The sequence below is a fragment of the Pseudoalteromonas tunicata genome, from assembly GCF_002310815.1.
GTDB classification, from domain to species: domain Bacteria; phylum Pseudomonadota; class Gammaproteobacteria; order Enterobacterales; family Alteromonadaceae; genus Pseudoalteromonas; species Pseudoalteromonas tunicata.
The window spans coordinates 2,746,130-2,760,031 of the sequence record NZ_CP011032.1; the positions used below are offsets into that span (position 1 = coordinate 2,746,130).

The 13,902-nt window shown below is 40.5% G+C and carries 11 protein-coding genes; 4 read left to right on the top strand and 7 right to left on the bottom strand.

Annotation, left to right across the window (positions count from 1 at the left end; genetic code table 11):
• Positions 1-50 precede the first annotated feature (50 nt).
• Entirely contained in the window at positions 51-779 is a 729-nt protein-coding gene (gene rpsB, locus PTUN_RS12510; RefSeq protein ID WP_009837281.1) for a 30S ribosomal protein S2, read from the bottom strand.
• A gap of 281 nt (positions 780-1,060) precedes the next feature.
• Here rpsB and map point away from each other — a divergent pair, with 281 nt between their 5' ends.
• The 3 genes from map to dapD are packed head-to-tail and all read left to right on the top strand — an operon-like array spanning position 1,061 to position 5,343.
• Positions 1,061-1,849: a type I methionyl aminopeptidase gene (gene map, locus PTUN_RS12515; RefSeq protein ID WP_009837282.1), complete on the top strand. Its 789-nt coding sequence runs from the start codon at positions 1,061-1,063 to the stop codon at positions 1,847-1,849.
• A gap of 20 nt (positions 1,850-1,869) precedes the next feature.
• Complete coding sequence (gene glnD / locus PTUN_RS12520; protein ID WP_009837283.1) at positions 1,870-4,491, top strand: [protein-PII] uridylyltransferase; 2,622 nt, start codon at positions 1,870-1,872, stop codon at positions 4,489-4,491.
• A gap of 24 nt (positions 4,492-4,515) precedes the next feature.
• Positions 4,516-5,343 carry a 2,3,4,5-tetrahydropyridine-2,6-dicarboxylate N-succinyltransferase gene (dapD, locus tag PTUN_RS12525; RefSeq protein ID WP_009837284.1) on the top strand — a complete coding sequence of 276 codons (828 nt, stop codon included), beginning with the start codon at positions 4,516-4,518 and terminating at the stop codon, positions 5,341-5,343.
• 104 nt (positions 5,344-5,447) lie between these two features.
• On the opposite strand, the gene PTUN_RS12530 is transcribed toward dapD, so the two are convergent.
• From PTUN_RS12530 to PTUN_RS12540, 3 genes are all read right to left on the bottom strand, one after another.
• Entirely contained in the window at positions 5,448-6,056 is a 609-nt protein-coding gene (locus tag PTUN_RS12530; protein ID WP_009837285.1) for a transglycosylase SLT domain-containing protein, read from the bottom strand.
• 107 nt (positions 6,057-6,163) lie between these two features.
• Positions 6,164-7,735 (bottom strand): glutamate--cysteine ligase, encoded by a 1,572-nt coding sequence (gene gshA / locus PTUN_RS12535; RefSeq protein ID WP_009837286.1) that lies wholly within the window; start codon positions 7,733-7,735, stop codon positions 6,164-6,166.
• Positions 7,736-7,812: 77 nt separating this feature from the next.
• Entirely contained in the window at positions 7,813-8,769 is a 957-nt protein-coding gene (locus PTUN_RS12540) for an NADP-dependent oxidoreductase (RefSeq protein WP_009837287.1), read from the bottom strand.
• Between the two features lie 195 nt (positions 8,770-8,964).
• On the opposite strand from PTUN_RS12540, the gene PTUN_RS12545 reads away from it, so the two are divergent.
• Entirely contained in the window at positions 8,965-9,393 is a 429-nt protein-coding gene (locus PTUN_RS12545) for a DUF4124 domain-containing protein (protein ID WP_009837288.1), read from the top strand.
• Positions 9,394-9,444: 51 nt separating this feature from the next.
• Here the strand turns inward: PTUN_RS12545 and clpB are convergent, their stop codons facing one another.
• From clpB to rluD, 3 genes are all read right to left on the bottom strand, one after another.
• Positions 9,445-12,027, bottom strand: a complete 2,583-nt coding sequence (gene clpB / locus PTUN_RS12550) for an ATP-dependent chaperone ClpB (protein ID WP_009837289.1) — start codon at positions 12,025-12,027, stop codon at positions 9,445-9,447.
• Positions 12,028-12,120: 93 nt separating this feature from the next.
• The gene (pgeF, locus tag PTUN_RS12555) at positions 12,121-12,855 is read right to left on the bottom strand and encodes a peptidoglycan editing factor PgeF (RefSeq protein WP_009837290.1); all 735 of its coding nucleotides are present in this window, start codon (positions 12,853-12,855) and stop codon (positions 12,121-12,123) included.
• On the bottom strand, positions 12,855-13,832 hold the full coding sequence (rluD, locus tag PTUN_RS12560; protein ID WP_009837291.1) for a 23S rRNA pseudouridine(1911/1915/1917) synthase RluD: 978 nt from the start codon (positions 13,830-13,832) through the stop codon (positions 12,855-12,857). The genes pgeF and rluD overlap by 1 nt, the downstream gene beginning before the upstream one ends.
• Positions 13,833-13,902: the final 70 nt, after the last annotated feature.

Genomic DNA, 13,902 nt, shown 5'->3' on the forward strand with positions numbered 1-13,902 from the left:
TAAAAATATCAAGCCTTCTTGAACATTACATGAAGACTTAATGACAGCTATTATTCAGCTTCTACGAAATCGTCTTTTTCAGCTTGAACAACTAGGTTGCTTTCGCGACCTTCGATGATGTTTTGAGCAACAGCACCTGTGTATAACTGAACTGCACGGATCGCATCGTCATTACCTGGTACGATGAAATCAACACCGTCTGGGTTTGAGTTTGTATCAACGATTGATACAACTGGGATACCTAGATTGTTTGCTTCACGGATAGCGATGTGCTCATGGTCAGCATCGATAACGAAAAGTGCGTCTGGAAGACCGCCCATATCTTTGATACCACCAAGGCTTTTCTCAAGCTTGTCCATTTCACGAGAAAGCATTAAAGCTTCTTTTTTGGTTAGCTTTTCGAAAGTACCGTCTTGACTTTGAATTTCAAGCTCTTTTAAACGCTTGATTGACTGACGAACTGTTTTCCAGTTAGTAAGCATACCACCTAACCAACGGTGATTTACATAATACTGGTCAGAACGCTGTGCGGCTTCTTTAACTGCTTCGCTAGCTGCGCGCTTAGTACCTACGAAAAGGATTTTACCTTTGTTTGATGCAACATTTCTTAAGAAAGAAAGTGCTTCGTTGAACATAGGAACTGTGTGCTCAAGGTTGATGATGTGTACACGGTTACGAGCGCCGAAAATGAAAGGCTTCATTTTTGGATTCCAGTAACGTGCTTGGTGACCGAAGTGAACACCAGCTTGAAGCATGTCGCGCATTGAAACGTTTGCCATTTTAAATTTCCTTTAAAAGTTTAGGGTTAAGCCTCCACACATCCCATAACACCAACATTTAAATCATTTTTGTGATATAAACGCACCCAAGTGTATGTGACGATGTGTGTGTGTGTTAATAAAATTAATTAAGTGTCGTCTAAATTACAGTAAAATCAAAAAATGAGATTTTATTTGTAAAAAGACGGCGCGCTTTATACCATATCCAGAGAAATAACTCAAATGTTACGAACAAATTTCGGGCATTTTTTATACCTGACTAAGAGCAGATTGGAGTCTAAATGAGTGCAGTGATCAAAACCGCAGCCGAAATTGAAAAAATGCGTATTGCAGGCCGCTTAGCAGCCGAAGTCCTTGAAATGATAGAGCCTTTCGTTAAAGCGGGTGTTACAACTGAAGCGCTTGACAAGATTTGTCATGATTATATTGTTGAGCAGCAAGATGCTATTCCTGCTCCATTAAATTATCATGGTTTTCCTAAATCAATTTGTACTTCAGTCAACCATGTTATTTGCCACGGCATCCCAAATGATAAGCCTTTAAATAATGGCGATATTATCAACATTGATATTACTGTCATTAAAGATGGCTACCATGGTGATACTTCTAAAATGTTTTTTGTTGGTGAACCGAGTATTCAAGGCAAGCGTTTAGCCGAAGTCACCCAAGAAAGTTTATATCTGGCCATAAAAATGGTTAAACCAGGTGTGCGCTTAGGTGATATTGGTGCAGCAATTCAAAAATATGCCGAAGGTTTTAGCTATTCAATTGTCCGTGAATATTGCGGCCATGGCATTGGCGCTGAATTTCACGAAGAGCCACAAGTGATGCATTACGGAAAACCGGGTACGGGTGAAGTGCTAAAAGCGGGTATGTGCTTAACCATCGAACCTATGGTTAATGCGGGTAAACAACAATGTAAATTACTCAACGATGGCTGGACTGTAGTGACTAAAGATCGTAGTTTATCAGCTCAATGGGAGCACACCCTATTGGTTACAGATAACGGCGTAGAAATACTGACCCATCGTACCGAAGAGACGATTGATAAAATCATCGTCCACAGCTAATTAGAGGAAATCCTTGTTTAATGCCAGTCCCTGAGTCAATCATAACGCAGCTGAATAACGCCAAGCAGCTCGAAGAGTTTAAACATAGTACTGGCGCATTTTACGACTGGCTTAATCAAGAATTTGCCCATCAACCCGTTGAGCGGCTTGTAAAAGCACGCTCAAGTTTTATTGACCAACTTCTTTGTTTGGTCATAAAACGATTCTCTCTCGATAAACAAACAGGCTTATTGCTTATTGCCGTCGGGGGGTATGGTCGGGGTGAATTACATCCTTTTTCTGATATTGACTTTTTGCTGCTGGTTGAAACAGAACCCAGCACAGAACTATGTGAAAAAATCGGCCAGTTTGTTACTTTTTTATGGGATTTGAATTTAGATATCGGCCACAGTGTCCGAACTCTCGCGCAAACCCTTGAACAAACCAAAACAGATGTCACATTTGCCACCAGTTTATTAGAATGTCGCCTACTTTACGGTGCACCGGCGCAATTTGATGCGATGCAAGAAGCATTAGTGACTTCAGATCAATGGCGCTCCGATGAATTTTTTATCGCAAAAACGAATGAGCAAGCATTACGCCATAATAAATGTAATGGTACAGCCTACAATCTTGAACCTAACTTAAAAGAAAACCCTGGTGGCTTAAGAGATATTCAGACCATCATTTGGGTAGCAAAAAAACACTTCCATGCTCATACCTTGCAAGAATTAGTAAATCACGGTTACCTCACTCATGAAGAGCACCAAGAGCTATTAGAATGTTTGCAAAATCTTTGGAATATTCGATTTGCGCTGCACCTTGCTGCTGGGCGAAAGGAAAACCGCTTATTGTTTGATCATCAACCCCTTGCCGCCGAATTATTGGGGTTTGGTTCTGATGGTCGTGCATCAGTTGAGCGGATGATGAAACGATTATTTCGGATCATGAGCCGAGTCCGAGAGCTCAATCAAATGCTACTGAGTTATTTTGAGCAATCAATTTTACCTGATGCGATTTCACAAACCCCAGAAGCTCTGACAGAAGATTTTAACTATATTGGCAATCAAATCATGGTTAAAGACCCTTCGGTTTTCTTTCGCCGTGAAAAAATATTTGAGTTGTTTGAGTTAATAGCACAGCACCCGAATTTAACGCATATTCATCCAAGTACCATTCGCACCATACGTCAAGTAAGGCGTCGTTTGCTCGGTGATTTACAAGATTATGCTGCCTGTAGAAAAGCATTTTTAGCCATTGTACGACACCCAAAAGGTATGGGCCGTGCGTTCACGTTAATGCACAAGCACGGTATTTTAGCCGCCTATTTACCGCAGTGGCGCAATATTTTTGGCCAGATGCAATTTGACTTATTTCATGCCTATACCGTTGATGAACACACACATAAGTTAATTCAAAATATTTTTGATTATTTTGAGCCCGATTGTGTTACTCGCTTTCCACTTTGTCGTGACATCGTCACGCGTATGGAAAAACCAGAATTGCTCTATTTAGCGGGTATTTTCCATGATATCGCAAAAGGCCGAGGGGGAGATCACTCCGAACTTGGTGCAGTAGATGCGATTGCGTTTGCAAAATTACATGAGTTTTCAAATTTCGATGCCCGCTTAATTGCATGGCTAGTCGAAAATCACTTATTGATGTCTGTAACTGCACAGCGTAAAGACATTAACGACCCTAATGTGATCAGTGAATTTGCCTCGCGCGTTAAAAATGAAAAGCAGCTCGATTATCTCTATTGTTTAACTGTTGCCGATATTCGTGCGACTAACGACAACCTTTGGAATGACTGGAAAAATACTTTACTGCGAGAACTTTATTTATCGACGCAACGCGCACTGAGGTTAGGTCTTGAAAACCCGATGGATTTACGCGATCAAATTCGCGATAAAAAAATTCAAGTTAAGCAAAAACTCATCACTATTGGCTTCACTGAACCACAAATTGACTTGTTATGGAGCCGATTTAAAGCCGATTACTTTACCCGCTTTAGCTCACAGCAAATCACGTGGCACAGTGAACATTTGCTCAATGCCAAAGACGCCACTCAGCCGCTTATTATGGTCTCTGAAGAGCCGATGCATGGCGGCACACAAGTATTTGTTTACAGCCAAGATGAAATCAATTTATTTGCCCGATTAGTGAATGCGTTAGGGTCAAAAAAAGCCCACATTCATTATGCACAAGTGATGTCGACCAAAGATGGTTATGCCATTGATAACTTTGTGGTATTAGAAAAAGATGGTGAAGCAATCAGTAGTTCAGGACGGATTAACTCAATCCGTCGTAGTATCGAGCAAGCAATCAAAGAAAGTGGTAAAAAAATCCGCTTTAAAAAGAACCGTACACGCCGTTTTAAAGGTTTTAATATTAAACCTCAAGTCATCGTTCGACCACACGGCCGAAAAGACCGCACTTTAATTGAAATTCAGGCGGTAGATATTCCTGGTTTACTGACCAAAATTGCCGAAGTGTTTCATTCGATGGCGCTTAATATTCATGCCGCAAGGATCACCACAGTAGGTGAACGTGCCGAAGATTTTTTTGTTGTCTCTAATAATGAATTTTTAGCACTCAATGACAATGAACAAATTAGTATTCAAAATGCTTTGATCAAACGACTTAATTCAGATAGTGATTAAGCAAACACACATTAAGGACCACCAATGTCTAATTTAAAACTTATTATCGAACAAGCGTGGGAAAATCGTGATCAGATAAACCCAACAACGGTCGATCCACAAGTAAAAGATGCCATTATCGAAGCACTTAACTTACTCGATAGTGGTGCTGCACGTGTTGCTGAAAAAATTTCAGATGAGTGGGTAGTACACCAGTGGCTCAAAAAAGCAGTGTTGCTTTCTTTTAGGATCCGCGACAACCAAGCAATGCACGATGGGGTTAATCAATTTTACGATAAAGTGCCACTAAAATTTAGTGACTACACCCCAGAGCAATTCAAAGAAGGTGGAATGCGCGTAGTACCTAACGCGGTAGCACGTAAAGGCAGTTTTATTGGCAAGAACGTAGTTCTGATGCCTTCGTATGTCAATATTGGGGCATATGTTGATGATGGCACTATGGTCGATACATGGGCCACTGTAGGTTCGTGTGCACAAATTGGTAAGAATGTTCACCTTTCAGGTGGTGTTGGCATAGGCGGCGTTTTAGAGCCTTTACAAGCAAATCCTACCATTATTGAAGACAACTGTTTTATTGGTGCACGCTCAGAAATTGTTGAAGGTGTTATTGTTGAGCAAGGTGCGGTCATTTCAATGGGTGTTTATATCAGCCAAAGCACACGAATTTACGACCGTGAAACCGGTGAAACCCACTTTGGCCGTGTGCCTGCTGGGGCTGTTGTTGTACCAGGTTCAATCCCATCATCTGATGGCACCCACAGTTTGTACGCGGCTATTATCGTTAAAAAAGTCGACCAACAGACTCGTGAAAAAGTAGGTATTAATGCTTTATTGCGCTCTGTTGAAATTTAACATATCAACAAAAAGGCTAACTTAATTTACTTCAAGTTAGCCTTTTTAAATTTGTCACAATTGATTGTAAAATCTTAAAAAACACTTCAAAGTACTCAGCCCAATCAAGTAAACAACCGCATAAACCAGCCTTTATCAAGCTCAGCCTCACACTTTTTTAATTGCGCAGCGTAATTACTAGCACGATGTTTTACTTTTGTGGCTGTATTCATTAGCCATTGTTTCTTTTTATAAGTACCGCGTTTATAACCGCCCCACCCTTCATGATAATTGAGGTATTGCGCATAGGAGTCCCATTTACTCACCCCATTAATTTTATGGGTTTTATAAACAAACCACCCCATAAAATCGATGGCATCTTCAAACTCATCACGATCGGCTCCTGAGTTATCAGACTCTTTGATGTAATCTTGCCAAGTTGGAGTTTTCGCTTGAGAGTAACCATAAGCCGAACTTTTACGACCGATAGGTATAAAACCAAGAAAATAATCCATTGGCGGTTGAGCATTGTGTTTAAATGAGCTTTCTTGAAACATCATGCTCATCAACACCTGCTTTGGGGCGCCCCATTTTTCTTGAGCGTCTTTGGCCGCAAAATACCAATCACGTTTTTCACTAAAAATATCGCAAATATCATGAGGATTTTCAGGAGGTGCTGAAGCGCAGCCTCCTAAAATCAAAATAGACGAAAACAATAAAATATTTTTCTTCATAGTTTGAACTTTTTATTTTTCTACGTGTCTGATTACTTGAATGCAGCAGTTAGCATTGTTTTCATCCCTGAAGAATCCCTTTACGCAGCTCAATGAGCTGCGTTTTTTTATGCAAAATAATCAGCTAAAAACGTTTCAAAACTAACTGTATCGTTTTGTTCAATCTCACGTTGTTGCTGTAAAGAATGTTTAGCTTGTTCAGCAAAAATGTCTGCTGTTAGTGTGCTGTAATCTTGCGCTGCAAACTTAGCTTTATACGCTTGCGCTAATGAAAAAGCATAAGCACCATTATCTAAACCCGAAGCAAGTAGTTTGCTCATATATTGGCCCGAAAAAGTCATTTCAGAATTCACAATCCACTGACTCAAGGTTGCAATAGTATGTGAATATTCATCTGTTTTATACGCTTTATCAAGATAATCGGCAACTAAAGCAAGATCGGCAAATAAGTTTGCCCCCCAAGTTTGTAACTTAGTCGCTTCCCCATTACGCGATAATACCAACTCAGGATCTCGGCCATTGTTAACCACAGCACTCAAATTAGCTGAGGCTTGCGCTTGTTCAGCAACTGACATTAACGGCGAAGACTCAAGCGCACAATAGGTTAAAAATACATCAAGAAAGCGCATTTGCTCAAGACTAATGCCTACGGATGAAAAAGGATTTACATCCAATGCTCGAACTTCAATGTATTCAATGCCGCCTCGTGCGAGTGCTTCACTTGGCTTTTCACCTGCTAAAGTATTTCTTTTTGGTCTGATCGGTGAGTAAAACTCATTTTCAATTTGCAAAATATTATGATTAAGCTGCTTACGGCGACCATCAGGATAATCACCAATTGCATTATATAAGCCAGATGGCGTTGTTATCGCACTTCTAATACCTGCAATATAGTCATCTAAATTATTGTAAGTAACGTTTAACGCCGATTGGGCACTATTGGTATATCCTAAGTCACCTAAACGCAATGCAGTACCATAAGGTAAATACAAGCTGCCTTTACCAAAGGATTCAAAAGGTAATTTTGTTTCTCGCCCTTGTAAAAACGAACTACACAAAGCCGGTGAGGCACCAAACAAGTAACTAATTAGCCATAAGTTGCGTTTGAAGTTTCGGATAACCGCTAAATAACTTGCAGAAATAAAGTCTTGAAGTTCTTGGGTATCGTTTTGCAGCTCTTGTAGTTTCACCCAAAATGATTCTGGAAACGAAATATTAAAATGCACACCGGCAATAGCCTGCATCATACTACCGTAGCGATTCTTTAAACCTTCTCGATACAAGGTTTTCATTTGCCCAGTGTTTGATGTGCCATATTGCGCCAATGCAATTTCATCTTGATGCTTGATAAAACACGGCATACTAATTGGCCATAAAATTTCATCATCTAGTTTAGACAAGGTAAATTTATGAATATCCTCAAGCTGCTTTAATGTGAGTGCTGAGTCAGCTTGCGCCGGAGTGATAAATTCTAACAACGCTTCTGAGAAATCAGTGGTGATATATTTATGCGTTAATGCACTGCCTAATTCTGCTGAGTGCGGTTTTGAGGACAAGCGCCCTTGTTCTGTGATCCTGAGCGTCTCACGTTCAATACCTCGAATTATTCCAACCACTGCGGATAAATTATGAGGCAAACTAAGAGTTTGCAAAGTTGAAATTAATTGCTGATTTGTCAAAATATATCCTCAAAGCGAAACGCTTTTATAGCCATCCAGATACAATGGGGGCAAGATTAAAATACTCAAGCTATGAACTAGGCCAATAAAATAACTTTTCCAACTGTTTGCCCAGTTGCGACCCGTAAATGCGCAGCTGCAACGTCACTCATAGGAAAAACACTATCAATTATGAGCTCAAGTTGATTGTTTTGATACCAATCAACTAATTGCCGTAAATCATTTAGATTATTCTCTACCAACATACCTGTACATTGAAGCCCTAATTGTGCTGCAGTTGTAACAATTTGTGGCGCTGTAATAGTAGGTACGGTCACCACTTGGGCGCCTGGTTTAAGGGCACTTAATGCCGATAACCCACGCTCGCCACCAGCAATATCAAAAAAGCCAGCCGCTTGATTCCCTGCATAAAACACCTCATAACTGATGGCGTCTATCGCCAGCGTTTCAAATAACTGATCTTTTGGCTCACCGGTAACTGCGGTTACTTTAAAACCTAAGTTTCGCGCAATTTGAAGCGCTAAATGGCCTACGCCACCACGTGCTGCATTAATATAAATATGTTGTTCTTTAGATAAATTACGCGTTAACAACCGAATACCTTGCAACGCCGTGAGCCCCGCCAAACACAGACCCGATAACAGAGTATTTTCTTTCGCTGCGCTGACTTTTATTACCTCAGTGGCATCAACTAAGCAATATTGTTGATAACAACCTGGGTTAACAGCAAAGCCAACCATGCCAATGACCCAGTCGCCTTGAGTGAACTCACTCACATCTTGACCACATGCAATCACTTCACCACACACGTCATAACCCAGTACTAGCGGAAAATTTTCTTTATTTTGAGCTGCGGCAAAACCTATACCATTACGAGTTTTGACATCAATTGGATTAACCGCAGCACTGATTGTTTTTATCAAAATTTGCTGTGATTTTAAGCTGGCAACATCGCGTTCTACTGAGCTAAATTCGTCAACTGAACCAAACTGGTTTATAACAAACGCGCGATTACTGAGTTTAACAGGGTGCATAATTGGTTCTCTAGCAGTTAAAACCTACTGATTTTATACTGATATTTAGCAAGACAGATTGGTCATTATTATGCGACTGAAGGTTTTTTTTGTCGATGATGTTTCTATTATTTTTAAGTCTTGTAGCTAAATAACACTTTTAAATCAGCCAGCTTGATTTAAACTAATAAACAAAGGTGCAAAGAGATAAGCTAGATGGACATTCGTTTTTCAGTTAAATACCTAGGGATAGTTATTTTATTAAGCTCAAGTCTGTATGTCAGCGCAAAAACGATTCGCGTTTATACTTGGACTGACGCTAAAGGAATTGTGCATTATTCACAAATAATGCCTGAACATTCGAGTTACCAAGAGTTTGAAATAAAAGAGCCAGTAAATCTGACGCTACCAACAACTGAAATGCTGTTTGATGAAGCTAAACCGACCTTAGTCGAGGAGCTTGATAAACGCTCAGAAGATTACTGTGAAAAATCGCGTCACAATCTCAACGTGTTAGAAAACTTTGGAGAAATCACTGCGATTGATGAAAGTGGCCAAGAAAAAATTCTTTCAAGTGCCGATAAACTGGAGCACATCGAACTGGCGCAAAAGCGCATAAAAATGTTTTGTGAAGCCACATTATAAAAAAGGGCTTGAATTACAATTCAAACCCTTCTTCAAGTTACTCAAGCTTAGTTATTGAGCATCAACGGTAATACTAAACTGTCCATCGACCAGAGCAATAACAAAGCAACTACCAGCAGCATAATCACCTTCTAGTAATTTTTGCGCTAATGGATTTTCAATATAGTGTTGAATAGCTCGTTTTAATGGTCTTGCCCCAAACACAGGATCAAATCCAGCAAGCGCTAACTGGCTAAGCGCTTCATCGGTTAACCGCATCGTATATCCATTATCAACTAAACGTTGTTTTAATTTAGCTAACTGAATATCCGCAATATGTTTAATGTGCTCGGTCGAAAGTGGATGAAATACCACGGTATCATCAATTCGATTAATAAACTCTGGCCTAAATTGAGTTGTGAGCACGTCCATTAACATAGCTTTTAAACGCTCATAATCACTGTTAACCGCATGCTCTTGAATAACATCAGAACCTAAGTTTGATGTCATAATGATCACGGTATTTTTAAAATCAACCGTGCGCCCTTGTCCGTCCGTTAAACGGCCATCATCAAGCACTTGTAACAAAATATTAAATACATCGGGATGTGCTTTTTCGATTTCATCAAGCAAAATAACGCTATAAGGTTTGCGCCTAACAGCTTCGGTTAAATAGCCACCTTCTTCATAACCAACATAACCTGGCGGCGCACCCACTAATCGAGCCACAGAGTGCTTTTCCATAAACTCCGACATATCGATACGTACCATGGCATCTTCGGTATCAAATAAGAACGTTGCCAATGCTTTGGTTAATTCGGTTTTTCCGACCCCGGTCGGGCCTAAAAATAAGAAAGAGCCAATCGGACGATTTGGATCTGAAAGCCCAGCTCGCGAGCGGCGAATTGCATTAGCGACAGCTGTGACAGCTTCATCTTGGCCAATCACTTGGGTGTGGAGGTTTTCTTCCATTTTTAATAATTTACTGCGTTCACCTTGTAACATTTTGGTGACTGGAATACCGGTCCAACGCGATAAAATTTCAGCAATTTCATTTTCGCCCACTTTATTTCGCAATAAACGCATATCTTGCATTTCAACTTGCGATGCTAAATCAAGTTTGCGCTCTAGTTCTGGAATGCGGCCATATTGTAGCTCTGACATGCGTTGTAAATCGCTCGCTCGGCGAGCAATTTCTAAATCTAACCGCGCTTGTTCTAATTCTGTTTTAATAACTTGTGTACCTTGAAGCGAGGCTTTTTCTGCAATCCAAACTTCATCTAACTCATTATATTGTTTATCTAATACTAAAATTTGTTGTTTGATATCTTGCTGGCGCTGCAAGCTCGCTTCATCTTTTTCTTTGGCAAGCGCGTTATCTTCAAGTTTTAATTGAATAATTTTACGCTCAAGTTTATCTAGCACTTCTGGTTTTGAATCGATTTGCATCCGTAAAGATGAGCCTGCTTCATCAATTAAATCAATTGCTTTGTCTGGGAGTTGACGGTCACTTATATAACGATGTGATAGCGTTGCTGCCGCCACAATGGCCGGATCGGTAATTTCAACACTGTGATGTAGTTCATAGCGCTCTTTTAAACCACGTAAAATTGCGATGGTGTCTTCGACTGTCGGCTCTTCAACCAGCACTTTTTGAAAGCGACGCTCAAGTGCCGCATCTTTTTCGATGTATTGACGGTATTCATCTAGAGTGGTTGCCCCCACACAATGGAGCTCTCCGCGCGATAACGCAGGTTTGAGCATATTACCCGCATCCATCGCACCATCACTTTTACCTGCGCCGACAATGGTATGAATTTCATCAATAAATAAAATAACGCGCCCTTCTTCTTTGGCAAGCTCATTCAGCACTGCTTTTAATCGTTCTTCAAATTCACCACGATATTTAGCCCCAGCAACAAGCGCACCTAAATCGAGTGAAAGCACTCGCTTATCTTTTAAACCCTCAGGCACTTCACCATTAATAATTCGCTGTGCTAATCCTTCAGCTATGGCTGTTTTACCCACACCGGGTTCACCGATTAATACTGGATTATTTTTAGTACGACGTTGTAATACTTGAATCGTGCGGCGAATTTCGTCATCACGACCAATAACGGGATCAAGCTTTCCGAGCTCTGCCCGCTCAGTTAAATCAACCGTGTATTTTTCGAGTGATTGGCGAGAATCTTCAGCGCTGGCATCTTCAACTTTTTGTCCACCACGAATAGCTTGAATTGCGGTTTCTACTTTAGTGGCATTTAAACCAAAGGTTTTAAATATTTCGCCCAAAGGCCCTTTATCTTCACAGGCAGCTAAAATAAAAATCTCACTTGAGATAAATTTATCTTTGCGTTTTTGCGCGTATTTATCACATAAATTCAGTAAATTAACCATGTTTGGTGATAATTGTACATCACCACCAATGCCTTCTACTTTAAATAGCTTTTCCATGGCTTGTGATACTTTGCCATTCATCTCAGAAGAGTTCACTCCAGCTTTTGCTAACAATGCTCGCACACTTGAACCGGTTTGCTGTAAAAGTGCATACATTAAATGCACCGGTTCTATAAATTGGTGATCTCGACCCAACGCTAAAGATTGAGCATCGGATATCGCAGCTTGGAATTTACTTGTCAGTCTATCTAATCGCATCGTATTTAACCTTGAAAAACTAATTAACTACTTACTAGATGGGTGCAAGATGAACAATGTTCAAGGTGCGAAACAAAAGATTATTGATTTAGATCAGTTTTGTGTTAACCAAATTACATGTGCCATACGCCCCGTATTGGCAGTACGACGATAGGAAAAGAATAATTCGGCATTTTGATAAGTACAGAGCTGCTGACTAAAAACAGTTTTGATGCCTAATAACGCTAATTGAGCGCGAGCAATGGCAAAAATATCAGCCCAATATTTACCGTTGGTTTTGGCTCTAAATATCGATGTTGTGTCTAAAGATGAAAAAGCGTCAACGACATCGCTGCCAACTTCAAATGCACCGGGGCCAATTGCAGGACCTAAATAAGCCAATATCTCATTTACAGGGCAATCAAACTTTGCAATGGTATTAGCAATAATCCCATTGGCCAAGCCTCGCCAACCGCCATGAACAACCGCAATTTGGCTAGCTTGTTTATCACATAAAAAAAGAGGTAAACAATCGGCAGTCATAATCGCAAGCGGCTGATTGTGGCACTTAGTATAAAACGCATCAGCATCAGGAATATTCACGCATGCAGGATAATTAGAGTCAACCACTACAACTTTGGTGCTGTGAGTTTGATTGAGCCAAAGTGCAGGTGCTGGCAAACTTTGATTTAAAATATGACGATTTTGTTCAACATGCTTGGCATTATCACCAACATGGAAACCAAGATTTAGGCTATCAAATGGAGGCTTAGAAACGCCGCCATCTCGCGTTGTTGAAAACGCATTGACCTGCAAAGGTGCAGGCCAATTAGGTTTAACTAGTTTCACTAATAGTCTTCACGACCATGTAGCGCAGTATCTGCACGTAAAACTTCGGTTAAATATTGCATATCATCTGGAATTGGCGCATGCCAAGTCATCATCTCGCCCGTAATTGGGTGTTCAATAGTTAACATCACCGCGTGTAACGCTTGACGACGAAACTTTTGTAAACACTCAAATAGCTCTGGTGTTGCTTTTTTCGGCGGTCTTGGACGACCGTTGTAAGATTGATCCCCTACCAACGGATGTGTTAAATAAGACATATGGACACGAATTTGGTGAGTACGGCCTGTTTCTAGACGTAAACGTAAACGGGTATGGCTTCTGAATTTTTCAGCTACACGAAAATGTGTTACCGCAGGTTTACCGGTTATTGTTACATCCATATGAGTACGCTTTGTTGCGTGGCGGCCAATGGGCTTATCTATCATGCCACCAGCTGTCATGGTTCCAGTACAAATTGCTTCATACTCTCGGGTAAAGTTATAGCGCGCTTGAAGGTTTGCCACTAAACGAGTTTGTGCAGGAATTGTTTTGGCAACCACCATTAACCCTGTCGTGTCTTTATCAAGACGATGCACGATACCAGCGCGTGGTACGTTTGCGATTTCAGGGCAATGATGTAACAACGCATTGAGCACTGTGCCATCGGCATTACCTGCACCAGGGTGAACAACTAAACCTGCCGGTTTATTTATTACTAAAATATCATCATCTTCATACACGATATTCAGTGCGATATTTTGTGCTTCGTATTCACGTTGTGGTTCGATGGTAGCACTAATGACAACTTGCTCTTCACCAAACAGTTTTTCCTTGGGAATATTTTTAATTTCGCCGTTAATTTGCACCATATCATCTAAAATCCAAGTTTTTATCCTAGATCGAGAATATTCAGGGAACAAATCAGCGAGAATTTGGTCTAGACGTTTGCCACCAAGTTCTAAAGGAACTTCAGCGGATAAAGATATTTGCTCAGCCATTTAACATGTTTACCTAATTTACCAGTGCAAGCTCGTGCTGACTGGGGTAGAATCGCTTAATTAGGTATAG